25 protein-coding genes are annotated in these 23,758 nt (G+C 54.8%); 8 read left to right on the top strand and 17 right to left on the bottom strand.

The features are described 5' to 3' along the window. Positions 1–65: 65 nt before the first annotated feature. Positions 66–464, bottom strand: a complete 399-nt coding sequence (locus tag HF931_RS04600; protein ID WP_035547915.1) for a hypothetical protein — start codon at positions 462–464, stop codon at positions 66–68. Positions 465–467: 3 nt separating this feature from the next. Continuing rightward, positions 468–767, bottom strand: a complete 300-nt coding sequence (locus HF931_RS04605) for an ElaB/YgaM/YqjD family protein (RefSeq protein ID WP_273014588.1) — start codon at positions 765–767, stop codon at positions 468–470. Between the two features lie 136 nt (positions 768–903). Between HF931_RS04605 and HF931_RS04610 the strand changes: the two genes are divergently transcribed. Both HF931_RS04610 and HF931_RS04615 read left to right on the top strand, forming a co-directional pair. Beyond that, complete coding sequence (locus HF931_RS04610) at positions 904–1,665, top strand: Crp/Fnr family transcriptional regulator (RefSeq protein WP_273242061.1); 762 nt, start codon at positions 904–906, stop codon at positions 1,663–1,665. Between the two features lie 57 nt (positions 1,666–1,722). Continuing rightward, positions 1,723–1,866 carry a hypothetical protein gene (locus tag HF931_RS04615; RefSeq protein ID WP_273014592.1) on the top strand — a complete coding sequence of 48 codons (144 nt, stop codon included), beginning with the start codon at positions 1,723–1,725 and terminating at the stop codon, positions 1,864–1,866. A 77-nt stretch (positions 1,867–1,943) separates the two neighbouring features. Here the strand turns inward: HF931_RS04615 and HF931_RS04620 are convergent, their stop codons facing one another. After that, on the bottom strand, positions 1,944–2,735 hold the full coding sequence (locus HF931_RS04620; RefSeq protein ID WP_035547909.1) for a response regulator: 792 nt from the start codon (positions 2,733–2,735) through the stop codon (positions 1,944–1,946). Between the two features lie 165 nt (positions 2,736–2,900). Here HF931_RS04620 and HF931_RS04625 point away from each other — a divergent pair, with 165 nt between their 5' ends. From HF931_RS04625 to HF931_RS04635, 3 genes are read left to right on the top strand one after another with little or no spacing between them, the layout of a single operon-like run. Continuing rightward, positions 2,901–3,089 carry a NepR family anti-sigma factor gene (locus tag HF931_RS04625; protein ID WP_035547906.1) on the top strand — a complete coding sequence of 63 codons (189 nt, stop codon included), beginning with the start codon at positions 2,901–2,903 and terminating at the stop codon, positions 3,087–3,089. Positions 3,090–3,099: 10 nt separating this feature from the next. Further along, the gene (locus HF931_RS04630) at positions 3,100–3,696 is read left to right on the top strand and encodes a sigma-70 family RNA polymerase sigma factor (RefSeq protein WP_035547904.1); all 597 of its coding nucleotides are present in this window, start codon (positions 3,100–3,102) and stop codon (positions 3,694–3,696) included. Then, entirely contained in the window at positions 3,686–5,374 is a 1,689-nt protein-coding gene (locus HF931_RS04635) for a sensor histidine kinase (protein ID WP_273242063.1), read from the top strand. Before HF931_RS04630 ends, HF931_RS04635 begins: the two co-directional genes overlap by 11 nt. Positions 5,375–5,431: 57 nt before the next feature. Here the strand turns inward: HF931_RS04635 and HF931_RS04640 are convergent, their stop codons facing one another. Both HF931_RS04640 and HF931_RS04645 read right to left on the bottom strand, forming a co-directional pair. Then, complete coding sequence (locus HF931_RS04640) at positions 5,432–5,695, bottom strand: hypothetical protein (protein ID WP_273014597.1); 264 nt, start codon at positions 5,693–5,695, stop codon at positions 5,432–5,434. Positions 5,696–6,120: 425 nt separating this feature from the next. Then, on the bottom strand, positions 6,121–6,282 hold the full coding sequence (locus tag HF931_RS04645; RefSeq protein WP_081805988.1) for an entericidin A/B family lipoprotein: 162 nt from the start codon (positions 6,280–6,282) through the stop codon (positions 6,121–6,123). Positions 6,283–6,447: 165 nt separating this feature from the next. Between HF931_RS04645 and HF931_RS04650 the strand changes: the two genes are divergently transcribed. Both HF931_RS04650 and HF931_RS04655 read left to right on the top strand, forming a co-directional pair. Then, a complete protein-coding gene (locus tag HF931_RS04650) occupies positions 6,448–6,621 on the top strand; it encodes a DUF1328 domain-containing protein (RefSeq protein ID WP_034814608.1) in 174 nt (57 codons plus the stop codon). Between the two features lie 120 nt (positions 6,622–6,741). Continuing rightward, entirely contained in the window at positions 6,742–7,902 is a 1,161-nt protein-coding gene (locus HF931_RS04655) for an AI-2E family transporter (RefSeq protein WP_051602427.1), read from the top strand. Positions 7,903–7,911: 9 nt separating this feature from the next. Here HF931_RS04655 and HF931_RS04660 read toward each other — a convergent pair whose 3' ends face one another. Together HF931_RS04660 and HF931_RS04665 are read right to left on the bottom strand one after the other, a co-directional pair. Next, positions 7,912–10,317: a glycoside hydrolase family 3 protein gene (locus HF931_RS04660; protein ID WP_273242065.1), complete on the bottom strand. Its 2,406-nt coding sequence runs from the start codon at positions 10,315–10,317 to the stop codon at positions 7,912–7,914. Further along, positions 10,314–12,257, bottom strand: coding sequence for a sodium:solute symporter family protein (locus HF931_RS04665; protein ID WP_273014604.1), 1,944 nt, complete (start codon positions 12,255–12,257; stop codon positions 10,314–10,316). Before HF931_RS04665 ends, HF931_RS04660 begins: the two co-directional genes overlap by 4 nt. A gap of 247 nt (positions 12,258–12,504) precedes the next feature. Here HF931_RS04665 and HF931_RS04670 point away from each other — a divergent pair, with 247 nt between their 5' ends. Then, entirely contained in the window at positions 12,505–13,512 is a 1,008-nt protein-coding gene (locus HF931_RS04670; RefSeq protein ID WP_273242067.1) for a LacI family DNA-binding transcriptional regulator, read from the top strand. A gap of 2 nt (positions 13,513–13,514) precedes the next feature. Here HF931_RS04670 and HF931_RS04675 read toward each other — a convergent pair whose 3' ends face one another. The 10 genes from HF931_RS04675 to HF931_RS04720 form a co-directional block, all read right to left on the bottom strand. Beyond that, positions 13,515–14,792 (bottom strand): TRAP transporter large permease, encoded by a 1,278-nt coding sequence (locus HF931_RS04675; RefSeq protein WP_273242069.1) that lies wholly within the window; start codon positions 14,790–14,792, stop codon positions 13,515–13,517. Further along, positions 14,783–15,292, bottom strand: coding sequence for a TRAP transporter small permease (locus tag HF931_RS04680; RefSeq protein ID WP_273014609.1), 510 nt, complete (start codon positions 15,290–15,292; stop codon positions 14,783–14,785). Before HF931_RS04680 ends, HF931_RS04675 begins: the two co-directional genes overlap by 10 nt. Further along, entirely contained in the window at positions 15,289–16,296 is a 1,008-nt protein-coding gene (locus tag HF931_RS04685; RefSeq protein ID WP_273242071.1) for a TRAP transporter substrate-binding protein, read from the bottom strand. The genes HF931_RS04680 and HF931_RS04685 overlap by 4 nt, the downstream gene beginning before the upstream one ends. Before the next feature lie 156 nt (positions 16,297–16,452). Next, positions 16,453–16,965: a hypothetical protein gene (locus HF931_RS04690; protein WP_273242073.1), complete on the bottom strand. Its 513-nt coding sequence runs from the start codon at positions 16,963–16,965 to the stop codon at positions 16,453–16,455. 3 nt (positions 16,966–16,968) lie between these two features. Continuing rightward, positions 16,969–18,561, bottom strand: coding sequence for a carboxylesterase/lipase family protein (locus HF931_RS04695; RefSeq protein ID WP_273242075.1), 1,593 nt, complete (start codon positions 18,559–18,561; stop codon positions 16,969–16,971). 25 nt (positions 18,562–18,586) lie between these two features. Then, complete coding sequence (locus HF931_RS04700; RefSeq protein ID WP_273014616.1) at positions 18,587–19,585, bottom strand: sugar kinase; 999 nt, start codon at positions 19,583–19,585, stop codon at positions 18,587–18,589. Between the two features lie 24 nt (positions 19,586–19,609). Continuing rightward, complete coding sequence (gene kduD / locus HF931_RS04705; RefSeq protein ID WP_273242076.1) at positions 19,610–20,371, bottom strand: 2-dehydro-3-deoxy-D-gluconate 5-dehydrogenase KduD; 762 nt, start codon at positions 20,369–20,371, stop codon at positions 19,610–19,612. 49 nt (positions 20,372–20,420) lie between these two features. After that, on the bottom strand, positions 20,421–21,062 hold the full coding sequence (locus tag HF931_RS04710) for an RpiB/LacA/LacB family sugar-phosphate isomerase (protein WP_273242078.1): 642 nt from the start codon (positions 21,060–21,062) through the stop codon (positions 20,421–20,423). 147 nt (positions 21,063–21,209) lie between these two features. Continuing rightward, a complete protein-coding gene (locus tag HF931_RS04715; protein ID WP_273242080.1) occupies positions 21,210–22,259 on the bottom strand; it encodes a LacI family DNA-binding transcriptional regulator in 1,050 nt (349 codons plus the stop codon). A 50-nt stretch (positions 22,260–22,309) separates the two neighbouring features. Then, complete coding sequence (locus tag HF931_RS04720) at positions 22,310–23,686, bottom strand: pectate lyase family protein (RefSeq protein ID WP_273242081.1); 1,377 nt, start codon at positions 23,684–23,686, stop codon at positions 22,310–22,312. Between the last annotated feature and the right edge of the window lie 72 nt (positions 23,687–23,758).

Below are 23,758 nucleotides of genomic sequence, written 5' to 3' on the forward strand. Positions count from 1 at the left end.
ATGATCTCATCTCTCCAATATAGGAAGAATTCGACAGCTTGTCTGAGTTTTATGTGAGCGATCTTTTATAGCAATCCGAGCAGAAGTCGTTGCGCATGCCGCGTCGCTGTTTTTGGATCTCTTACAAGGGTGTACCCAAGCAGCATTGCGCCAGCCGACACGGATACGGGATACTTTTGAACGAGTGACTTCAAGGTGTCGAATGGAAGATCTGCCAGGGCGTTTGCTGTCGTCTCTTCCAGATCATCGATCTCCTCGGAGGATTTCCGGTATGGCAGGAGAAAGATGTACAGCATGAGGGCCGCTATGCCGATCAGAAGGGCCGCGACCGTAAAGCAAGCCGCAATCAGTCCGATGACGGAAGATAAGGCGAGCACGCCTGCAACGGAAAGTGCAAGCATGCCGCCGAAACCGCTGACGATTCCGGCGACTGCCGCGAACAGCCTGAGCTTGGTCGCATCCATAGATTATTTGCCTCGCATCATCGCGAGGATCAGTCCAGCACCGAAGGCGATTCCAACAGCAGCAAACGGGTTCTTGCGAATTTCAGCTTCAACTTCGCCCCGTGTCTCCTTGAATTGTCCAGATGCCTTCTCGGCAAACTCCTTGCCTTTCTCCACTCCTGCTTGAGCTTTGACTTTTGCAAGTCCACGGACGTCTTCCATGACATTTTTGAGGTCACTGCGCAGCATCGCGATGTCGTCTTTCAGGGCTGCGTAGTCATTTTCGGTTTCAGCTTTGAGCGTACTCGCCGTCTTGGTATTCACGATTAATCTCCTGTATTGGGATACATAACCCAAACGACCAGACGCCGAGTTTGTTCCTCTAACTGGGTCAGTTTTGTGAAGAGGAACAATTACATCACATCTACGTTCTGATCACATGGATGCTTTCAGAAACAGATTGTCCCGGTACGTTACCCTCTCGCCTGATGTGTGGGAGCAGTTTGACCATCTTGACCTGCGGTCACGCGTCTTCCACGCGAATGAGGACATCATTCGCGTGGGGGAGAAACCCCGCAACATGTACTTCGTGAAAGATGGCTGGGCGATCCGGTACCGAACCCTGGACGACGGTCGCCGGCAAATTGTCAACTTCATGCTGCCTGGAGATGTCTTTGACTTGCAGGTTGTGGCGGGTGTGGAAGCCGATCATTCCGTGACTGCCTTGACTCGGATGGCGGTGCAGGCCGCAAGCGCAGAGCAATTTATTCACTGTCTGAGAAGCAATGCGGATATAGCATCCGCTTTCTGGTGGGCATCGGTCCAGGAGGAGTCGATCCTCAGGGAGCAGATTGTCCGCATCGGTCGCCGATCAGCCAAAGAACGCATTGCGCATCTCCTGCTGGAGCTACAGCGGCGCATGCATGCGGCGATGGGCGGTTCCGAAGTTCACTTGCCGATGCCCCTTACGCGCACGGACATGGCAGATGCACTGGGACTGACACCTGTGCATGTATCCCGAACCATGTCTGCGCTCCGCCGCGTGGGGCTGATCGATGAATCGCGGGGACAAATAACGATTTTGGACCGGGATCGCCTCACCGCCCTGTCGCAATTCGATACAGACTATCTGCACATGCGGAAGCTGGATTTTGCTGCTCAACCTGAGCTGGCGGAACGCGCGTTGAATGGAACTCGAACGGAGAATGGTGTCGTCCGCTGAACATTCAAAAGCCCTGCTCGACGCCATTAGTCCTGATTTCAATTACTGGAGAATAAGATGCAAACCACTCACAACGAAAAAGAAGTATCAACAACAGAAGCCCGTCAGGGCCGCCGCCGAACAGGCCTGTTGAATGTCATGGCGATTGGCATCGTCATCGCTCTTATCGGAATGTTGCTCGCCTTCGCTATTACGGCCTAGACGATCTCCAATTACATACAAAAAAGCCGCTCCGGACTTGTCCGGAGCGGCTTTTTATTGATCGCCAGATGATGGGATCAAGCGTCTACCTTGTTGTGGGCAGGATGGAAAAAGAGCGCCTGACCGATCGCGGCCTTCACGGTATTCTCCTGGAACGGCTTTGGAATCAGATAGGTTGGTTCTGGACGTTCGCCGGTGAGCAGTCGCTCGGGGAAGGCTGTAATGAAGATGATTGGAACATCGTGGTCGGCAAGAATATCGTGGGCCGCATCAATGCCTGAGGACCCATCGGCCAATTGGATGTCGCAAAGCACGAGCCCAGGCAGGTCGGCGCCGAAGAGAGAAAGCGCCTCACGGTGGGTCGTGGCAATGCCTGTGACGGTGTGACCGAGATCTTCGACAAGGCTTTCTAGGTCTGCCGCAATGATCGGCTCATCCTCGATGATGAGGACCTTCGTGGCCAGTTCGCTTTCGATCTCTTTTTGCGCGTCTTGTTCAAGCATGCGCTGCTCATCATCGGAAATTCCGAGAATGTAGGCCGCTTCGGAGGCAGAAAAGCCTTCGAGTGCTGTCAGCAGGAAAGCCTGACGCTGAATTGGGGCTAGCGATTGAAGGCGTGTGTCCGCCGGGTCGCTGGACGCAGCAGCTTTGCCTTCCAATTGTGCGCCTGTCGTTCCCCAGATAACATGGAAGAAACGATACAGGGAAAGTCGCGGATCTTCAGAATCCTCAACAATATCAGGATTTTCGACGAGTGCCTGCAGGGATGCGCGAATGTAAGCGTCGCCGCTATCTTGACTGCCGGTTAGTGCCCGCGCGTATCGCCGAAGAAACGGCAAATGGGGGGCGAAGGATTGTACCAAACTCATGGGAACCTCTCTTCTGGGACCGCATTAATAATTCCTGAAACCCGTCTAGGTTCCACCATAGTGCAAAAAACTGCACTTTGTTGGAACTTTTACGCTGCCTGTAGGTTTATGGATTAGACTCATATAGTAGGTATTTGGATCGTGAATCAGGATAGTTTAGACGGAATGGACAAGACCGGACGCACAAACGCCGTCAAATCCGACCTCGGAAGCAAGAGGCGGACGCAGCGCATTGGTGAACAATTGCGGCGCGTGTACGACGAAGTTGCGCAAGAAGATGTTCCGGACGAGTTCCTTCGGCTTCTCGAAGAAGCTGACAAGGCTCGCCCATCTTCAACCTCAGACAAATCCTGAGGGGGCGGCCATGACAGACAATAAGGAAAAGCTGAGCGACGCGGAATTCAAGCGCGAGCTTGCCGAGCTGATCCCGCACTTGCGCGCATTTGCCCGCAGCCTGTGCGGTGATGCAACCCTCGCCGACGACCTGGCCCAGGATGCAATGCTGAAAGCGTGGAATGCTCGCGAATCCTTTCAGGCCGGGACGAACATGAAGGCGTGGGCCTTCACCATTCTTCGTAACGTGTTTTATTCCGAGAAGCGCCGTTCCTGGCGGCGAACGCCGCTCGACCCCGAAGTTGCAGAAGCTACACTGGTCTCCAATAGCAATCCTTCAGACTCGATCGACCTTTTGGCCATGCGCAATGCGCTGGGCATGTTGCCGATCGACCAGCGCGAGGCACTGATTCTCGTTGGAGCGGGCGGGCTGCCTTACGAAGAGGCTGCGGAAATTTGCGGTGTCGCTGTCGGAACGATCAAGAGCCGTGTGTCCCGTGCGCGCAAGGCGATCGTTGAGATTCTTGAGACAAATGGCGCAGGTTTCAGCGATGATTCCAACATGAAGGCAGAGGACGCATTCAACGACATCATGCGGCAGGCGGACGATATTGCCGGTGTCGGATGATCAAGAAGTAATAGAGTCAGACAGCGCACCCCCAAGTGCAGCGCCGCTCCGGAACAAGCTCGTCCTGACGCTTGCCGCGGCGCTAACGCCTGTTCTGCTCTTGTCCGCCTTTAAAGCCTATATCGACGCCAGCGACGTGCGCGAGAGTCAGGCTCAGAATCTGGTGATCGTGGCTGGCGCAGCAATTGATGGCGTGAATCAATCGCTTCAGCAGGCGGAGTTGTTGCTATCTCTCTACGAGCCGCGGCTATCAGCCGGAGAATGTAGTGGGGTGTATAACGAGCTGATCGAGTATATTCCGTCTCTCACGAATGTTGTCGCATTCGACGAAAATAGTGACGTGATCTGCGCCGCCGTCGGTTCTCCCAAACTTAGTCGTGAGAATCAGGTCTTGCATGATCGTCTCCGCTCTGGCGGAGATTCTTTTGCGCGAAGTGATGCCTTCTTTGGATCCGCAAGTGAAGAATGGTTGTTCGCCTTGAACAAGCGCGTCGAAAACGAAACGGGCGAGTTCACTGGAATAAACACATTTGCGCTGGGTGCAGTCGATCTGGCAAACCTTGTCCGCACGGGGTACTTGCCAGAATCCGTTTCGCTCGCGATTGCCGACGAAACAGGACGTGTGTTCGGAGATACGCCCATCACTTCCATTCCGGAAGAATGGATCGAAGCGGTGAACGAAACCCGCGATGCACAATTGTTCCGGGCGGACGAGACTGACGGAAGCACCGTTGACGTAGCCCTTCGACCCGTCGGAGACTCGAACATCTACGCGGTGATAGCGAGACCGTCATATGGCTTATGGAATGACCTTTTTGTACGCCCTGCAACATCCTTCGGTTTGCCCCTTCTGGCCTTTGCCGTAACGCTCTTGTCGGCGTGGCTGGCGATTGACGGGCTTGTACTTCGCTGGATTTCCAGACTGACGCGCACGGTCCGTATATACGGTGCGGGTAGATATCAGTTCAAAGCGGGCAACTCGTTCTCTGATGCGCCCTCTGAAATCCGAAGCCTGGCCCGCGCAATGGAAGTGATGGCGCAGGATATCGATCACCGGGACCGGGATCTGAAAGAAGCGATTGCGACCCGCGATGCAGCGGTGAAAGAGATTCACCATCGGGTGAAAAACAACCTCCAGATCGTAACGAGTTTCTTGAACCTTCAAGGGCGCCAGCTAAAAGATCCGCAAGCCAAAGAAGCCATTTCGGCAACGCGACATAGAATTGATGCCTTGGCAATTGTGCATCAGACACTTTACCAGAACGAGCGACTGGAGAGCGTTGACATGCGCCCATTCTTGACCGGGCTGCTGAACCATCTTTCGGATGCGTTGGGAATGACCGAATCCGGTATCAATCTTGTTCAGACCTATGATGATATTCAGCGTGACGCAGATGATGCAATTCCGATGGCTTTGTTCATTGTCGAGGCGGTCACAAATGCGATGAAGTATGCATTTGAGGAAGATGGCGGCGAAGTTGCAGTAAATCTGACCGCTGATTCTGAAACTGTTACTCTTGAGATAAGGGATACAGGGCTCGGATATGAGGTGAAGGATGGGAGCTCTGGTCTTGGGTCAAAGCTGATGGTTGCTTTTGCGAGACAGCTTTCGTCGGAGTTCACGACGGAAGCCAAACCAGGTCAAGGATGTTCCCACCGTTTGGTGATGGACCTTTAAGATCTTAACAAAAAGCCCGGACCATGTCCGGGCTTCGATTTTGGCGGTAGTTCGAAACTATTGTGGAATATCGGTAGATTCAGTCATCGATTCACCAGCGTCGTTGACCGCATTCTCAGCTTCTTCGCTGGCTGCTTCGATCTCCTCGGCTGCATTATCTGCAGCGTCCCGCAGGCTTTCGCCTGTCTCTTGCATTTCTTCCTCAACTGGGTTCGATACCTCTGCGCCTGGTGTTTCCACACCATCTGATTGGCTATCGTAATCGCATGCACTTAACATGCTTGCTGATAGAGCGGCGGCGGCAAAAATGGAGTTTCTCATATTTCTTCATCCTCGGTAGCTGAGGGTTCAACGCAGTAGTTGATCGCATGTTCCGTCGAGCTGAGATGGGAACCGTCAGCGAAGGGCGGCGTTTAAAGGGTATGAATTCCAATACGCCCCGCCCGATAATTGATGCTCCTTGTGCCAATCAAGGCCTTTCTGCGAATGTGAAAGTGTTGTTCCGACTCATTGGGATCGGTAAGGTAAGCGCGGTGTTGTCTATGGTGATCGTGGCGCTCAGTCAGGTTTGTTCCTGTGCCTGGAACAAATGCGGCCGGCTTCAGTGCCGTAGAGCATCCCGCGTCCTATTGCTGCCGTCTGGCAAGTAACGCCCATTGCCGGAGAATTTCGGTTCAGGATTCTTATGAAAGTACGAAAAAAGCGCGCCCCTCGGAGCGCGCTTAATCAGGCAGTTAAGAACCAACTTAGTCGTTGATGTCTTCTTTAACTTCATTGGAAGCATCTTGGATCACTTCTCCACCTGCTTCAACGTCTTTGCCAACCCCGTCGACCGTGTTGCAAGCTGCAAGGAGGGTTGCGAGTGCGCCGAGAGCGCCGACGCTAGCGATTTTCATTGTATTTCTCATAATCTGTGTCCTTTCTAATTCGAACAGTCAAACAACGTCGATTTGCGATACGGGTTCCGCATCCGGTCGAAAAAATAGTGTGGAACTTATCTCGCGCTTTCCAAGTTGGTTAGGCATCGTATCGGCAACGCGCCGATCTGTTTCTACAAAGAAGGAGTAGTCATCATGCTCGGTTGGGCTATAGCATTTTTCGTTCTGGCACTTATTGCTGCTGTTCTGGGATTCGGCGGAATTGCCGGCGCTTCAGCAGGTATCGCCAAAATTCTGTTCTTCGTATTCCTTGTGCTTCTCGTGCTGTCATTCGTTGCAAGGGCTGTGCGTGGTCGAAACGTAACCTGATGGAGTGCGAGATAGAGTAGAAAGGCGTCACAGTTGTGGCGCCTTTTTTTATATGTCGCTCAGCTGAGGAACTTTGGCAGGCATTGACGCGTAGCTTATTCGTATCCCGAGGAGACGCGAGTGCCGGCAAACGACAACAAACTCGACCGGTCTGGCGCCGATGGCAAACACGACGTTGTTCGCAATTGGGCTGTTACCGGAATTTTTTGGATTCTTGCGCTCGGAACCCTCAGCGTAGCGCAAGGCGTCTTTGTGCCGATCATCACCGCATTGGTCTTGGCCTTGACGTTCTCTCCCGTGAGGAGAGCCTTGGGAGGGATTGGTATTCCGCCGAGCGCTGCGGCGGGTATCATCATGATAAGTCTCATGATCATACTCGGAACGCTGTTTTTCTTTATATCCGAAGCCTTGCAAGAATATGTCAGCGATGCGCCGACGTTCGCGGAAGAAGTTCGTCGAGAGCTTAGTGGTCTTTTCGGAACGATAGAGCCGGTGTTGAAAGCCGGAGATCAGATTGAGGCCCTGACAAAGCAGGGAGAGCAGCAGACTGTTGCGTTGCGCGAACCTGGGTTCGTCAGTGTAATGACGCAGGCGACTCCAGCAGTAATCAGTCAGCTGGTCATTACCATAACGCTGTGCTTCTTTTTCATCGCGTCAGGCGACATGTTCTACGAAAAGCTGGTTCAGGTGATGCCAAAGCTGAAGGATAAACGTAGAGCTCTTGCGGCGGCGCGTACAATAGAGAACCAGCTTTCAACTTATCTATTCACAATAACAGCCATTAACGCCGCTCTCGGAGTTCTCATTGGCTGCGTTATGTGGGCTCTTGGAATGCCGAACGCGGTATTATTCGGTCTCGGTGCATTCTTGCTGAACTACATTCCGTACATTGGTTCAATCGGTGGCATCGCAGTGACGCTCGTGACGGGACTTGTAACTTTCGACAACACCGCTCAAGCTCTGCTGCCAGCATTTATGTATTGGGTCCTCAATACAATCGAAGGCCAGTTGCTTACTCCCATACTGGTCGGAAAGCGTCTGAAACTCAACGCGGTTGTTGTATTCATTTCATTCGCGTTGTGGGCGTGGGTCTGGTCTTTCATGGGCATGCTGCTGTCGACGCCAATACTTCTCATGGCGAAAGTTGTGTCAGACAACGTCGAGGGGCTGGAGAGCTTCGGAAAGTTTCTCGGCGACCGGGATGATCTATCCAGTTCGGATTCTCGTTTGATGAAATTTGTGTTCAGGCAGAAGAAGGACTCCGTACCAGACCAGAGCTAACTTCTGGCGTCAGGTCCGCGGCATTTCTACGGCTAAATGGAGCATGGTCAATTGTGCGCCATCGCGTCCTGAGAATGCCAAAGCCTGCAAGCAAGTTAAATCTGTGCCGGCCTTTTGAAGATGCTGAAGCAATATTTCGAATACGATAAGTGTTTCATCGTCAGACCAGACCATGAGTTCGCCCAATGGGCCGATGTCAGACCATCTATCTCCAGAGAAGGCTAGAAGTCTAATACTCTCATAATTAGTCGAGTCGCGCGATGCGATCAGAGTGAAGCCAAACCCTGCATTCAATTCACGTGAGAGATCCAGCGGTAAATGATAGAATGACAGGCAGGATTCGAACCCGTGCCACGTGCAATTGATGGCATTTTCCTGTTGTCCAACATCTGTGGTCTTTGCTGTTAGGGATTGATCTTCACTTGTTCTTCCGCCGCCGGTCCACGCTTGGGCTGGCCCGTCCTTTCCGAGTTTGATAGACCAATTCGGACCTGTTACGCCTTTCTGAAACACAGTCTGGTCATCGGCGGTGGAGAGCCCGCTGTGTTCATTCAAACTCGGGATGTCGCCGGGTTCACGCAGGCCGAGGCCGTAGCCCCAAGGGAACGTGAAAGATGAGCCCTTCTGACCATCGCGAGTCGCATGCAGATTGGTGTCAGTAGGCCACGCAAAGGGTAGCTTTCCTGTGAAGTCGAGAACGCCATTGGAGAAAATGAGATCGGCCAAGGCGCCAGCCTGTGTGCCTGGGAGAAATCCGGCGATAAACGCATCAGAAGCGTTCAGATGAGGATTGGTCCAGAGCGGGCGCCCGGAAATGAACACCGATACCACGGGTATGCCGTCTTGGTTCAACTGTCTCAGGATCTCTAACTCTCGACTATCAGGCGCAGAGTATTCCAGACTTTTCCTGTCGCCCCGAAACTCAGCATAGGGAGATTCACCGAAAACGAATATCGCAACATCCGGGCGCTCTGAAAATTCCCCACCGGTTGCATAGGTAACGTGTCCTCCAGCGGCCTTTGCAACCCGCCGAATGCCGTTGAGCAGAGTTTCAGCGTGAGGGTAATCGGATTGTTGAAGGCGTCCACCTTGCCATGACTGTGTCCAGCCGCCGCAAAGTGTTCCCAAGTCGTCTGCAGCTTCGCCGACAACCAGAACATGTTTCACGGGATTCAGTGGAAGTGTTTGGTGCCGGTTCTTCAGGAGCACGGCAGACTTCTGAACGGCCTCGGCAGCAAGCTTTGCGTGGTTCGCCAATGTTGGGCGACGTCCCATCGCAGCGCCGGGTCGTGCGCTGGGTTTAGGGGCCGAGAAAATGCCAGCCCGAAACTTGAGTCGGAGAACTCTCCGAACAGCATCGTCCAGTCTCTCCATGCTGATCTCACCGGAATTCAGCTGGCGCAGAAGCGATGCATGAAGTTCCTTCCAGCTGTCAGGCGCCATGTAGATATCGAGGCCAGCCATTAATGCGTCGGGACAATTGGTGGGAGTTACTCCGACAATCTGTCCGTGACCGTTCCAGTCACCTATGATGACTCCATCGAAGCCCAGATGCGCTTTTAGTAGGTCGCTTAGAAGGGGCTTGTGGCCATGCATCTTCCGTCCGCCCCAACTGGAGAACGATGCCATGATTGTTTGCACACCCGCCTCAAGCGCAGAATAGTAGGCCCTGGCATGCACATCTCTCAGCTCTGCTTCCGTTGCTATTGTTTCGCCTTGATCCGTCCCATTCCGAGTGCCGCCATCTCCCAGAAAGTGCTTTGCGGTCGCAATGACTTTCTCAGGACCGAGAAATTCAGATTGATTGGGCAGACCCTGAAGTCCGCGCACAAGAGCAGCCCCCAAGTCGGCACAAAGCTGGGGACATTCAGAATAGGCCTCATACGTTCGTCCCCACCGGATATCTTGAGCCACCGCGATGGAAGGCGCAAAGGTCCAGTCCATGCCGGACGCGCGAACATCCAATGCGGTGGCGGCACCAATTCTTTCAACAAGGTCCGGATCTCTAGCCGCACCAAGATTGACGTTGTGAGGGAATATGGTCGCCCCTGCAATGTTGTTGTGTCCGTGAACGGCGTCGGTTCCCCATAGAATCGGTATTCTAGGGCCGTCGGCGCTCATGGAAGCTTCCCAGAATTCATCGGCCAGATTGAGCCAATCCGAAAGGGGCGTGTTCTGCCTTCGACCGGGTGCGGAGTTTCCGCCGTTCAGTACTGACCCCAGATGATACTTTGCCACATCGTCCGGTGAGACTGACGCGATGTCGGCCTGAATGATTTGACCCACTTTCTGGGCTGGAGTCAGCCATTCAACAATACTCGTTATCAGTCGTTCGGTTCGTGGACATTTTAGATTCGGCGCTCTGGATAATGGCCAGAGAGAGAGATCCAGCGATGCGGGATGAGCATCCGTCATGCTTGAGCCTCAGAGAGTGAAGTTGCCGGGCTTTCTGGGGGCGTAGCGTCGTCTTCCAGCCGATCGTACCAGTTTACTTTCAGGATTAAGCTGGTCGCAATGACGATGAGGGCTGAGATGGAGAGTTTCGTCCAATCCTGAATCACCAGGAATATCGGTGTGCAGATCAACGCTGTTTGCCAGATTATGCCAATGGCTACGTTCAGAAGGTCTCTTCCCATGTTCGAGTTCTCGGGTACGGACTGGCCCTTGGCGGCAAGTGAATCTGAAACGGGTTTCCAGAGACCCCAAGGGCGGGTCTTTCGATAAAACTCTTCCAGAGTTTCCATATTGGTTGCAGGTGTCATTAAGGATCCGACGATCACAGCAACCAAGCAGGCGGCAAAGAAGAATGGGAAGGCGTGGAGCGGGTTAATGTCGATCTGAGGAAGGCCCAACGCGAGCGCAGCAATAATTCCGGTCAGCATTCCCCAGAAATAGCCGTACCCGTTCATTCGCCACCAATACCATTTGACGACATTTGCAGCGGTGTACCCGCCATACAGGCCAGCGGTGATCCATTTGATGGACATATCTATGCTGGTTAGAAAGAGGCCGAAAACTGTCCCGAAAATGACGAATATCGTGGACGTGATATAGCTCATCCTCAGATAAGCCTTCTCCGGGGCGTTCGGACGGAAATACTTTTTGTAGATGTCGTTGACGATGTATGCGGGAGCAGCGTTCAGCGGCGCCGCGAAGCTGGACATAAAAGCCGCGAGGAGGCCGGCAAGCGTTAGGCCTAACAGACCAGCCGGGATAAATTCTTTCAGAGCAAAGGGCAGGACGGATTCGAAATCTGCATCTGGCCCCATTTCTCTCAGATACGGACTGAAATACACAAGCGCGAGAACCGTTAGGCCGGTGACGAAAAGATATCGAGGCAAGTTCAGGACCACACTTACGAGCGCGCTCATTTTGGCTGCATCGACGGGAGAGCGTGCGGATAGAATTCTTTGCATGTCGTAGTTTGGCGCAGGCCCTGCGAGCGATGTGAAGACGCCTTTCAGCAAGACCAGCATGAAGAATATTCCAAAAAGGGAGTAGCCTTCCGTTGCGATCTTCGCGTTCGCTGATGGCATCAACTCTGCCCAGTCCAGGCCAAGTTCCCAACCAAAGAACGGACTCGTCCAGCCTTCGGGAATGGCGGCTGCCAGCGTATCTGGCGAAACATGCATCATCGCGATCACCGCAACGCCGATACTCGCCAGTGTCATCACGACGAACTGAAGAACCTCTGTGAAGACCACCGAATACATCCCACCCTTGATGACATAGAGTGAGGTCAGGATGATGAAGCAGACGCCGTAGGCTTTCTCGTTCAGCCCGCTCATCATGGCGTTTCGCTGGAGCAAGTCGTCGCCGGAAAGTCCCGCTACCCGAAGAGACCGTGGCAAAAAGACATCGAGATGCAGCGTGGTGGCTAGATCAAACGGGATGAATTGGGCGGCGAGCTTTCCGATGCCCAGAAATCCGTACGCCATGTAAGCCAAAACCAGAATAAGAGCGAAGAGGACGATGATGAGGTGGCTAAGCCGCGCGGCAGTTCCGTCTCCGAAGCGAAACGTAATCCATTCTGCCCCCGTCATGGCGCCCGAGCGCCTGAGCCATATCGACAGGAAAACCATCAGGAAGATCTGATTGAAAACTGGCCACAGCCAGGGGATCCATATGCTCTTGAGGCCATATACAAACAGGATGGAGACGAGCCACATTGTGCCAGCGACATCGAACATTCCTGAGGCGTTCGATAAGCCGAGCGCATACCAGGGCAGGCGGTTTCCCCCGAGAAAATAGCTCCGCATGCCAGCCTTGGCGCGGCTGGAAATCCAGAATCCGAGGATCAATGTCAAACCGATATAGGCCGCAATTACAGCGATATCGATCGCATGCAGAGCCATCTGTTGCTCCCCCGAGTGCAGACCAGCCCCGCTTTCTTTCAGGGCAGACACCGCGATCTCTTTCTTTCTTCCAGTCCGATGGACTGCCTACGGCATCATTCTGTGAACACCTTTACGACAGAGCATTCTATACAACCGGTTTCATTGCAAGGATCGATAGTGTTTGATGGAGGCTGGCTCTGCACGCGGCACGCCAGTTTCCGCGGTAGAGCGTGGTTAATTGAATGGTGTCCGGGGGAGGGCGCGCATGGCACAGATTCGAGATGTGGCCCAACGTGCGGGGGTTTCCCCGGCGACGGTATCGCGGGCGTTTTCTGATCCGGCAAAACTGTCAAAGGATACACTGGCGCGCGTACTGGCGGCAGCAACCGAGCTCAAGTACAAACCAAGTTCACTAGCGCAGCTGTTCCGAGAAAAGCGGACCAACACAGTTTTGGTCATGGTACCAGACATTGCCAACGTGTTTTTCGCGCGAGTGGTATCCGGAATCGAACGTGGCGCAGTCGCGTCAAAGCTCAATCTTGTCGTCTCTGACACTGGAGACGATATGGATATTGAGCGTGTCGGAATCGAAATGGTGCAGACCTATCGCGCCGATGGCGTGATCCAGTTGGGGGAGCGACCATTGAACGAACTTCTACCCAATGAAGAGCATGCTCAGATACCATTTGTGCAGGCGATTAGCGCTGATCCCCGTGGCGCGTATCCGACCGTGGGAATTGATGACCGATCATCCTCTGACATGATGGCACGTCATCTCATCGCACAAGGACATCGTCGCATTGGGGTGATTGCTGGTCTTCAAAACCGCCTCGTCACGCAAGAGCGATTGAAGGGGATCAAGGATGCCATCGCAGATGCGGGCCTGGATTTCGATGATACGATCGTTGAGTACGCGCCATACTCTATGGGCGGGGGAGAGCAGGCGGCGCAGCGATTGCTCTCTCGAGCGCGACACCTGACGGCATTGTTCTGCATGAGCGACGAGATAGCGATTGGGGCGATCCGCGCAGCCCATGACCTCGGCTATGATTTGCCAGGAGACCTTTCGATTTCCGGGTTCGACAACATCGAGTTCGGAAAATACTGCACACCGCCGCTGACGACAGTGATGCAGCCGGCCGAAAAGATTGGAGAGGTTGCCATGGCTCTGATGTCTGACATGCTGACGGGACAGGACATGCCTGTTGTCCACGAGATGCTGCCAACCGAATTGGTTGTTCGAAGCAGTGTTCAGAACATTTGCGGCGAATAGACTTAGAACAAATTTGGCAGGGCCAGTGAGATCGCGGGAATGAATGTGATGATCATCAGCGCCAGCAGTAACGCGCCATAAAATGGCCAGATGGTTTTGACGGCCTCTTCTACCGGTACTTTGCCAACTGCGGATCCGACAAAGAGGACTGATCCCACGGGCGGTGTCACCAAGCCGATCCCCAAATTCAGCATCATGACGATACCAAAGTGAACGGGATCCACGCCCACTTCCATAACGACAGGCAAAAGGATCGGGGTCGTTATGATGATTAGAGGCGACATATCCATGAATGTGCCGAGTACGAGCAGGATTACGTTGACGATCAACAGTACGAGGATCGGGTTACTAGTCGCTGATGTGATCATGTCGGCGAGCTGTGCGGGCGCTTCAAGGATTGCAAGCGCATAGCCAAAAGCTGTCGCCGCGCCGATTATCAACAATACCATGGCCGTAATCTTCACAGACTGCATCGCAGCCTCTGAAAATCGTTGCCAGCCCAGAGTGCGATAGACGAATGCGCCGACCGCAATTGTGTAGATTACCGCGATTGCAGACGATTCTGTTGCAGTGAAGATGCCAGACAGAATTCCACCCATGATGATAATGGCGGTGAGCAATCCTGGTACAGCAAACAAGAGGGCCCGCAAGAAACTGCGCCAGCCCGGAAACGCGCCGCTGGCATAGCCGCGTTTTACAGCCACGCGCCATGCAACAAACATCAGCAGGGCTGCTGTCATGATGCCGGGAATGACGCCCGCAAGGAACAGGTCGCCGATAGAGACACCTATTCCACTCGCTGCGGAGTAGATGATCATGTTGTGTGATGGCGGAACAAGGAGGCCAACGATTGCGGCTGTGACCGTTACGTTCACGGTGTAGTCACCATCATAACCACGCTCGCGCATTAGCGGCATGAGAGTTGAGCCCATCGCGGATGCGCTGGCGATCGCAGACCCGGAAACAGCTCCGAACATGGTGGACGCCCCAACGTTGACGAGCCCAAGTCCGCCTCGTGTTCGTCCAAATGCGCCTTCTGCTACCTCTACCAGTCGCTTCGCGATGCCTGATCGGTACATCAGGTCTCCTGCGAAAATGAAGAAGGGGATTGCCATCAGTGTGAAAACACTGACGCCCGCCGCCATGCGCTGGAATACGACGACAAGGGGAATATCCAGTGCCAGAAACGTCGCCATAGCGGACCCCAGTAGCGAATAGGCCACTGGCACACCAAGCGCGAGCAGGACAACAAGTACACTGACCAGAATAATCAGCTCCATCTCGGATCCTCCTCGTCTTCGATTTTCTCGCCGGATATCTCTTCCAGCACTCGTTCCACCGAGAAGAGGGCCATCAACGCCCCCGCGATGGGAAGGCCCAGATAGGCCAAACCACGTGGAATGCCGAGCGATGGTATGACGTGCCCCCAAGTCTTGGTGACGAGCTGACCACCCCATACCAGCATCGCAACCCCGCAGGCGCCGACGACGATGTTGGACGCGATACGCATCCACAGACGCGTTCTGGGGCCGACAGCATTTTCGAGGGCGACGATGCGTATGTGGAATCCCTCGCGCACGCCGGCCGCTGCGGCAAGTGAGACATACCAGATCATCAAGGCAAGCGATGCCTGTTCAGACCAGGAGGGCGTAGAGTTGAGGACGTAACGCCCGAACACCTGCCAGCCGATAATCAGTGTCATGAGGACAAGGCCCACAGCCGCAATGCGTACCAACCAGTCGGCTGCAATGTGAGTGGTTTTGGTCAAAAGGTGTATCACGAGGCTGGCCTCATCTTCTCGATTGCTGCGACCAGTTCCTTTTGCGCATCAGTTTTGACAAAACGGTCCCACACGGGGCGCATCTGTTCCTGAAAAGCGCTTAGATCCGAGACTTCGTTTACTTCAACGCCGGACGCCAAGATCGTGGCGCGGGATTGTTCGACGCGTGCGTCCCATAGCTGGCGCATGTAGGGCACGGAGTCGCGGGCAGCTTGTTTCACAAGGGTCTTGTCAGCGTCTGACAGTTTTCTCCAGCGGCTCGCCGACATTACCAAAACTTCCGGCGCGATGATGTGCCGGGTCAAACTGTAGTAGGGCGCCGCTTCGAAGTGGCGCCCGCTTTCAAATGATGGCCAGTTATTTTCAGCGCCGTCGATCACCCCTTGCACGAGCGCCTGGTAGACTTCGCCAAGCGACATTGGCGTGGCATCTGCGCCCAGCGCTTTGATCATTGCGACGTACAAGTCTGAGTTCGGCACCCGTATTTTCATGCCGAGCATATCGTCCGGCGTCAGGATTGGTTTTCGAGTATTGTAAAAGCTGCGCTCCCCGGAATCATAAAAACACAGTCCGATCAGGTCGTGGGGAGCGAGGGAGTCTAGAATGCGATCCCCCACTGGTCCATCGAGCGCTGCTCGCATGTGCGCGGTCGAAGAAAACAGGAAGGGGAGGGCAGGAACGGTCGTCAGTGGCTCGATTGAGTTCAGCGGTGCAAGGTTGACTCGATTCAAGTCCAACCCGCCAAACGTCGTGATTTCCAGAGTATCCCGCTCTGACCCCAACTGACCGCCAGCATACATTTTGATGCGGAGGCGACCGCCACTGCGCTCATTCAGCAGGCGGCCCATTTCCCGTACGGCTTCGACAGTTGGATAACCGTCCGGATGAGAATCTGCGCTGAGCAGATCCCTGCCAGAGCGTTCGCCACATGCGGTGAGTGCGGCAGTGGCTCCGATAGCAAGCAGAGACTGCCTACGCGTCATATGGAACGTCGTTCCGCTCATCCGGCGCACCGGTCCGGCTGTGTGTTCGCCACTCGAACGCGTCTCATCATCTTCCTCCCCGCGGCAATTATCTCGCCCACATTCAATGGGGCAGCTCGCGCAACATTTGTCTATGGTAACCGGTGTCATTTATTCCGCAAGAGGGCACCGCCGGATTTAGTGGGGCCAGCGTTCCGCCAATACCTCTACCTGCCCGTCCGAAGTTTTGACCTCCATGGCCGGGTTACTTGGCTGGCCTTCGGCGAATAGTTCATAAATGATGCTTCCATCGGTCTGGACGCTTTCGATGATCCGGACTGGCTCGCTTGCGCCCGCTGACTGAGCGGCTTCGCGTACAGTCGCTGGAACATCAGACCAGGCGAGGTCGCGCTGGATTTCTACCACTTCCGCCACGCCATCTGCGTACAAGATGTCGAGTTCAATTTCCGATCCGTCCGCGCGTTCACCTTCGACGTCGAAGTACACGCGTTCGTCTCGTTCCTTCCGCAGCACTTCCTGAACGGTCATGTCTGGCATGGCGGCTGACACGGCTGCCTGGACTGGTCCGGGCAGGTCATCCGGGGCGAATTCCGTCACGATGTCGCCTTGGCTCTGCAGGGTTTGAGCGGGCTCTTGAGAACAGGCGGCTAGGAGACCCGCAGCGATGGTGATGTAGATAACTGGTTTCATGGATCAGGTTCCCCATTGAGTGAAAGGTACTTTGGCGAAGAGTTCCCGCTCGCCTTGGCGAGGATCGCTCTCCTGACGAGTTGTCGTATCGAAGATCATGGTCTTGCGATCGGGCAGTGTGTACCGCGACCATTCAGGTATTCCGGTATGGTTAGGCTGGCCGGAGCGGGCCATAGAGATAAAGGCGCGGGAAAGTTCATCGGCAACACGCGCATAATCATCGGACGCCGGGACCCGCGTACCGGTGTATTCACCAGACATGCCGAGATTGTCGAACGCGAACGCGATATCGATCGTATGAGGCGCGCCCCATTTTCCGTCATCTTCTGGTGACCCCAGATCGAACTGGTACACCCAGGTCGGCCCGGCTTCTGCGGCGCGCGCATCTGCTTCCTCGACCTGACCGCGCCAAGAGCGACCCGCAGTTGTCGCGGCAAAGAATACGTCGCTCGGCGAATAGTCCGGATAAAGGGACTGATAGGTCGACAAGACTTCGATCGGACTGATGTCACAGCGCATATGTTTGGCCAGCAACGCTGGCAGATCTTCCCAACTAAGATCAAACGCTTCGGGTAGTTTGTTCCCGATGAGATTGCGTGTTTCGTCTTTCGTGTTCCCGAGAATCATTGGGATGTACGCAGATTGCTTGGGCGCGCTCGGCCAGAACGGATGGCGAGCCAGGAAGCGTCCATCCAGGACGGGGCCGAAATAGAGGCCGCGTGACGGGTTTACCGGATCGTTGGTTGCGAGGCCTTCGACCAATCGTTCCATGGGGATGGATAGAAGGGCATGCGTATCAGACGGATCGATGCCCACGAACCCCAGCAAGCTCTCAGCTCGCGCCTTTGCGTTGAGCGGACCGCTTGCAGTTACTTGCTGGCCGCTCATCGTCGCAGCTGAATGAAACAGGCCCTCGGCAGAAGGTGCCGCCATCAACGTCGCAATCTTTGCTCCGCCGCCGGACTGGCCGAATACGAAGATGCGGTTTGGGTCTCCGCCAAAATTTTCCGCATTGTTCCGAACCCATTGCAAGGCCAGGACAAGGTCCCACATGCCACTATTGCCGGAATCCGGAAGATCGGGATTGAGAAGCCCGAGAGACAAATATCCAAAGGCGTTCAAGCGATGGTTCACGGTGATGACAACCACGTCGCCCTTTGTCGCAAGGTTGTGACCGTCATACAGAGGCGAAGATCCTGAACCGCTGGCGTAGGCGCCGCCATGGAAGTACACCATGATTGGGCGCTTTCCCTCATCTGCTACGCCCGGGGTCCAGACGTTCAGAAACAGGCAGTCTTCGCTGATAGATTCATTGCGGCCCAATTGCGGTGCTGACGATCCGTACTCGGTGGCTTCCTTTATATCTTTCCATCGTTCAGGGGGGCGGGGCATTGCAAAGCGTGTCTGCGCTGTATCGGTGCCATAGCGAATACCCTTGAAGATGTTGATTCCGTCCTTCCGCACCCCACGCACCGCGCCGTGGCGGGTTTGGGCGACTGGATCATCAGATGGGTGGCGGGAGAAGCCCATAAGCGGAGTCACGGATGCGGCAAGTCCAGCAGCGCCGCTTGCAAAGGCTCGGCGGGTCATGTTCATCAAATTTCCTCCTCGTGTGCGCGTCTTAGCGGCGCACATCCAGACCGTTTTGCGAAAGCAGGTCTTCCACTTCTTCTATACACGCTCGGTTGTAGTCCCCCGGCACTGAATGTTTGATCGCGGCAGCGGCAATGCCAAAATCCACAATGCGTTGAGGTGGCATATCTTCAATCAATCCATGAAGGATACCTGCGGCGAACGCATCGCCACCCCCAATACGGTCCACGATATTGGGCATATCCATCTCTACCGACATTGTGACATCCGTCCGTGTGGCGAGACGCCCGGTAATCATGTGATGATTGGCGCTGGCCTGCTGTCTTTGTGTCGATGCAATATAGGCCAGGGCTGGAAACCGTTCGAATGCGGCCTGTTCTGCGTCGGATCGATCCGTATATTGCGTTCCAAGGATGAGATTTATGTCGAGTTCATTGATGAACGCCAATGTCGCCTTATCGAGCAATTCCGCGAGAATCCGAGGACCGTCTCCGGACCATGACTTCCAGAGTTGTTCACGATAATTGCCATCGAAAGATACTTTGACGCCCCGCTCCTTCGCGACCGACGTAGCATTGAGGGCAGCCCTCGCCGCGTTCAGCCCGGTTGCGGGTGTAATGCCGGAAATGTGCAACCAGTCTGCCTCATCAAGTAGGCTGTCCCAATCATAAGACTCGGCAGGAGTGGTCGTGAACGTGCTGTCAGTCCGATCATACACAATCCTGGAAGGGCGCTGCACGGCACCTGTTTCCAAGAAGTACAGGCCCACGCGACCTTGGCCGCGAAGCACAGGCTCGGTTTGAATGCCATGGCTCTTCAAATCTCGAATAATTGCGTCGCCCAGAACATTGTCTGGTAGTGCGCTGACCATCTTCGTGTCGTGCTTGAATTGCGAAAGCGAAACCGCAACATTCGCTTCAGCTCCGCCAACGTGAACCCCGAATTGCGAAGACTGCATGATACGCTCGTTACCTGGCGCACTCATCCGCAAGAGGAGCTCTCCAAAACAGATGATTGAACCAGTCATATCGCGTTCGTCCGTTCTCGCGTTTTACCTGGCCAACCAGCCGCCATCGACCGGCAACGTGATTCCCTGAACATAGTCCGACGCACTGGAGGCGAGGAAAACCGCGGCACCTCCCAAATCAGATGGCTTGCCCCAGCGCCCGGATGGAATTCGGCCAAGAATTTCCTTGTTTCGTGTCTCATCAGCTTGAAGGGCGGCTGTATTATTGGTCGCAAAGTATCCTGGTGCAATCGCATTCACATTGATGCCATGCTTGGCCCATTCATTGGCGAGAATCTTTGTAAGGCCGGCCACGCCGCTCTTTGATGCCGTGTAGGATGGCACCCGAATGCCGCCCTGAAAACTCAGCATGCTGGCAATATTGATGATCTTTCCACCAGTGCCTGCTGCAATCATTTCCCGCGCAACGGCCTGACTGAGAAAGAAGAGAGTTCGGAGATTCACATTCATCACCGAGTCCCATTCGTCAAACGTGAAGTCGATGGAATCGTTTCGCTTGATGATACCAGCATTGTTCACAAGTATATCAATGCCGCCGAGCGCAGACTTGGCGTCAGATACGATCGCCTCGACACTGTCTGCAGAGCCGAGGTCTGCCAGGATGGAGTGCAACTTGCGGCCAGTCGCGGCAAGCTTGTCGAGCGTCTCGCTGGGCTCGCTTCGCCCGACAACGCAGACATCGGCCCCAGCTTCTGCGAGCGCAATTGCCATGCCTTGGCCAAGGCCAGTATTCGCGCCCGTTACGATGGCTGTCTTGCCCTCAAGACTGAACGGATTGATGCTCATCAACCTCTCCCAGAAAGTTATTGTACGTGAAGTCTGGTGTTGTGGCGGTTCAAGAGGCCAGCACGGACTTCACATATTCTGCGATGGCTTCATCCTTTGCGTTGGCAAAGAAGTATTCTTGGAAGCGCTCGCCAGAGATCGCAGTTTTCAGCAAGTCCTGATCGACAGATTTCAGAACCGTCAGCATGTCATGGTGTGAAGCGGCTTTTACTTCGCTTAGGATGTTGCGGTTCTTTGCCATGATGGCTGCGCGCTCTTTGGGATAACCGACACCCCGCTCAACTTCGAAGAGCTTGCGGTAACAGTCTTGCAGGTTCAGTTCAGCCGCCCATCCGAAGCCTTTTGCATAGGGCATGGAAATGGCGTTGCCATCATTGATCTGACCGAAAAGGAACGCGTCAGTCGGATCAATCACCAAGCCGCAGATAACGCCTGGCATAGCGTTGCAGCCGAGCATGGAGCCCATACCGGTCCCGCACCCTGTGACGACAAAATCCGCCGCTTGGGAATTCAGCAGAATGCCGGCCAGCAAACCATTCATGATGTAGGTCAGCTGCGTGTTATCCTCGGGGCTATACATCCCGTAATGGTGCACATTGTGTCCCAGCGGTTCGGCCACGGTTTTCAGCGCGTCGTGAACAATCTCGCTCTTCGCGGCCTGACTGTTTTCGATGATGAGTGCGATGTTCATAGGGGGTCCCTTTGATGGTTCTGGTTTCGCCTGCGTCTGGCTTGGCGCGCTTTACATGGTGATACAAAAAAGCCGCGTAAATTTAATTTGGTAACCGGTGTCATAACATCTGCTCCAGAGGCTGACAACCGCATCATTTGCCTCAAATCAGACAGAGCGCGTGGATTCGCGCACGATCAATTCGAGTTGGAAGGATTGCAGTTCTTTGAGGTTCTCAGAGCCGCTTCCGCGCTTCAGCAACAGGTCTGCAGCTGCGCGTCCAACCTCCCGGATAGGCGAACGGACAGTTGTCAGCGGCGGCCAGATGCGCGCGGAAATAGGCGTGTCGTCGAACCCGACGATGGACAAATCTTCCGGAATCCTCAGGCCAGCTTTACGGGCGGCCACATATACACCGACGGCCATTTCATCATTACCCGCAAAAATTGCGGTTGGTCGGTCGCGGCGATTCAGCAAGCGGGTCGCGCTGGAGACGCCGGAATCGAACGTGTAGGCGCCCTCGGCGGTGAGTTCGGGCGCAAGCTCAAGGCCATAGCTCTCCAAACCGCTTCTGAAACCAGACAAGCGCTCATGGGCAGACCGGAATGTTTTGGGACCGTGAATGTGTCCGATACGCTTGTGCCCCAGTTGGGCGAGGTGGGCCGCTGCCATCTCGGCGCCCTGCGCATCGTGCGTACGGATGCTGCGCGACGGAATGTCCAGTTCCAGCGACGCAATGCGAACGTAATCGCACTCTTCTTCGCGCAGGATTTCGGCAAGAGTCTCATCTTCGGAGACAGATGGCGTCAGGATGATGCCGTGAGGCTTGTGCTGCAGGATGAAGGATCTTACCCGTTCACGATAATTGTCTTCGCCACGATCACATGGACGCAAAACGAGCTGAAAAGCCGTGTCGCCCAGCGTATCCAGGATGCCGCGCTGCATATTGACGACATATTGAGGGCTTGGGTTGTCATAGACGAGCCCGATCAGGAAAGACTTGCGGAAGGCGAGGGCACGCGCTTGCGGGTTCGGCGTGAACCCGGTCTCCGCGATGATTTCCTTCACTTTTTTGCGGGTCTCTTCCCGTACAAGCGGCGACTCGTTGATCACGCGTGACACGGTCTTCTTCGAAACACCCGCCATGCGGGCAATGTCGATAATTGTCACCTGAGACCGGTCGCGGGCCGGTTTGGACTCTTGTTCGTCGTCACTCATAGGAAAGCCTTGCTGCCCAGCGAACCTTTTTCACCTGATTTGGAGCAGCTTCAAGTCCCCTTGGCCTTGAGACCGGAATCCAGGGCGTCTTGCGTGGCGGGCTTCATAGTGTCCAGATGCCATTGAGACGGATCAAATTCGCGATATGTCGCGTCCAGTTCCGGATAGCCGCCCACTTGTTCCTGACTGTCGATGATCTGCCCGCGGCCTTCGGCGGTGTCAGCAAGAATGCGCACATCTATGGCATCGCGATCCCAGGGCCGCGCGCCGGCATTCCTGAGAACGTAAGATTCCACCTGTCCAGCAGAGAGAATAGGCAGATCTGTCATAATCGCTGATGGACCGGCCTCGTTCAATTCCGAGGATGAATTGCTCGTATAGCTACCGGCATCTGGCAGGGCTGAACCCCATTGGTCTTGCGCGACATTGCCGGCCATGTGCAATTCCAGCGCCCCATCGCCTCCGATCATCAGCAGGGGAAGGCCGTCACTGGTCGAGGGGCCGGCGCGCATGACATTGCCGACCAAATCCATCCGGCCGGTTTCAGCAGGGACATCTCCCCACTCCAGACCCTGGAGATTGTAGTGCACCCCGCGCTGGCCTGGATTGTAGATGAAATTGTTCACGATCGCGCCGTGAACGCCCCCTTTGAACAGTGGGCTTCTTTCGAAATTGTGTGCGTACAGGTTTCCGTAGATCAGGATGTCGCTCACATTATCGTGGATAAGAGACCCTTTCGAATGCTCGCCCTTGGCGTGGGTCGAATGGGACAGGCCTTCAGCAATGATATTGTTGGTGTAAGCGATTGTATGGGATGTGCCGTCGCGCCATTCGTCGGGCGTGTCGCCGGTGAAACGCGGACCTGATGCCGACAGGTTTTCGTCTGTCGCCCAGCTTAGCGAGCAGTGGTCAACGACCACATTGCTGGCGGAAATCGTTGTAATGGCGTCGATATCCCGACCACTGCGATAGGCCTCACCCAAATCTCCGGGACGAATGCGAAGATGCTGAACGATTATGTCGTCGCCGGTAATCACCATGCCGCCTTTGATCAGCGTTATGCCGGGGGAGGGGGCCGTTTGGCCCGCGATGGTGATATTCGATGTCGCGACATGTAGATTGTCGCCGTTGAGGTCTATGACGCCGCCAACTTCGAACACGATAATCTTCGGCCCTTCAGCCTGCAATGCTTCGCGCAGACTGCCGGGCCCAGCGGAATCCAGATTTGTGACTTTGACAATTTGACCGCCTTTGCCGCCGACAGTTGTGCTTGCTGGACCGAGTGGCCCCATCCAGGGCGCAGCAGGCGTTGCGGCTTCGAATGTTGCAGGCGCAGTCGAGGCAGTTGTTGTCTGCGCAGTCGCGCAACCGGCCAGCGACATGATCGCGAGCAAAGCTAGTGTTCTGGAGGCTGTGTGTTGCGCCATGTCGGATTCCTCGCATTTGTCTGCAGAAATGGCGAGCCAAAAGACGCTGACAGCCTGTTTCCGCTAGAATTT

Origin of the sequence: Hyphomonas atlantica corrig. (assembly GCF_017795365.1) — a bacterium.
Lineage (GTDB): Bacteria > Pseudomonadota > Alphaproteobacteria > Caulobacterales > Hyphomonadaceae > Hyphomonas > Hyphomonas atlantica.

What these genes read in the sequence shown, in the direction of transcription:
- HF931_RS04600 (WP_035547915.1), bottom strand. Translation starts at nt 464, where the DNA reads ATGGATGCGACCAAGCTCAGGCTGTTCGCGGCAGTCGCCGGAATCGTC.
- HF931_RS04615 (WP_273014592.1), top strand. Translation starts at nt 1,723, where the DNA reads ATGCAAACCACTCACAACGAAAAAGAAGTATCAACAACAGAAGCCCGT.
- HF931_RS04620 (WP_035547909.1), bottom strand. Translation starts at nt 2,735, where the DNA reads ATGAGTTTGGTACAATCCTTCGCCCCCCATTTGCCGTTTCTTCGGCGA.
- HF931_RS04625 (WP_035547906.1), top strand. Translation starts at nt 2,901, where the DNA reads ATGGACAAGACCGGACGCACAAACGCCGTCAAATCCGACCTCGGAAGC.
- HF931_RS04630 (WP_035547904.1), top strand. Translation starts at nt 3,100, where the DNA reads ATGACAGACAATAAGGAAAAGCTGAGCGACGCGGAATTCAAGCGCGAG.
- HF931_RS04640 (WP_273014597.1), bottom strand. Translation starts at nt 5,695, where the DNA reads ATGAGAAACTCCATTTTTGCCGCCGCCGCTCTATCAGCAAGCATGTTA.
- HF931_RS04645 (WP_081805988.1), bottom strand. Translation starts at nt 6,282, where the DNA reads ATGAGAAATACAATGAAAATCGCTAGCGTCGGCGCTCTCGGCGCACTC.
- HF931_RS04650 (WP_034814608.1), top strand. Translation starts at nt 6,448, where the DNA reads ATGCTCGGTTGGGCTATAGCATTTTTCGTTCTGGCACTTATTGCTGCT.
- HF931_RS04660 (WP_273242065.1), bottom strand. Translation starts at nt 10,317, where the DNA reads ATGACGGATGCTCATCCCGCATCGCTGGATCTCTCTCTCTGGCCATTA.
- HF931_RS04665 (WP_273014604.1), bottom strand. Translation starts at nt 12,257, where the DNA reads ATGGCTCTGCATGCGATCGATATCGCTGTAATTGCGGCCTATATCGGT.
- HF931_RS04670 (WP_273242067.1), top strand. Translation starts at nt 12,505, where the DNA reads ATGGCACAGATTCGAGATGTGGCCCAACGTGCGGGGGTTTCCCCGGCG.
- HF931_RS04675 (WP_273242069.1), bottom strand. Translation starts at nt 14,792, where the DNA reads ATGGAGCTGATTATTCTGGTCAGTGTACTTGTTGTCCTGCTCGCGCTT.
- HF931_RS04685 (WP_273242071.1), bottom strand. Translation starts at nt 16,296, where the DNA reads ATGAGCGGAACGACGTTCCATATGACGCGTAGGCAGTCTCTGCTTGCT.
- HF931_RS04690 (WP_273242073.1), bottom strand. Translation starts at nt 16,965, where the DNA reads ATGAAACCAGTTATCTACATCACCATCGCTGCGGGTCTCCTAGCCGCC.
- HF931_RS04695 (WP_273242075.1), bottom strand. Translation starts at nt 18,561, where the DNA reads ATGAACATGACCCGCCGAGCCTTTGCAAGCGGCGCTGCTGGACTTGCC.
- HF931_RS04700 (WP_273014616.1), bottom strand. Translation starts at nt 19,585, where the DNA reads ATGACTGGTTCAATCATCTGTTTTGGAGAGCTCCTCTTGCGGATGAGT.
- kduD (WP_273242076.1), bottom strand. Translation starts at nt 20,371, where the DNA reads ATGAGCATCAATCCGTTCAGTCTTGAGGGCAAGACAGCCATCGTAACG.
- HF931_RS04710 (WP_273242078.1), bottom strand. Translation starts at nt 21,062, where the DNA reads ATGAACATCGCACTCATCATCGAAAACAGTCAGGCCGCGAAGAGCGAG.
- HF931_RS04715 (WP_273242080.1), bottom strand. Translation starts at nt 22,259, where the DNA reads ATGAGTGACGACGAACAAGAGTCCAAACCGGCCCGCGACCGGTCTCAG.
- HF931_RS04720 (WP_273242081.1), bottom strand. Translation starts at nt 23,686, where the DNA reads ATGGCGCAACACACAGCCTCCAGAACACTAGCTTTGCTCGCGATCATG.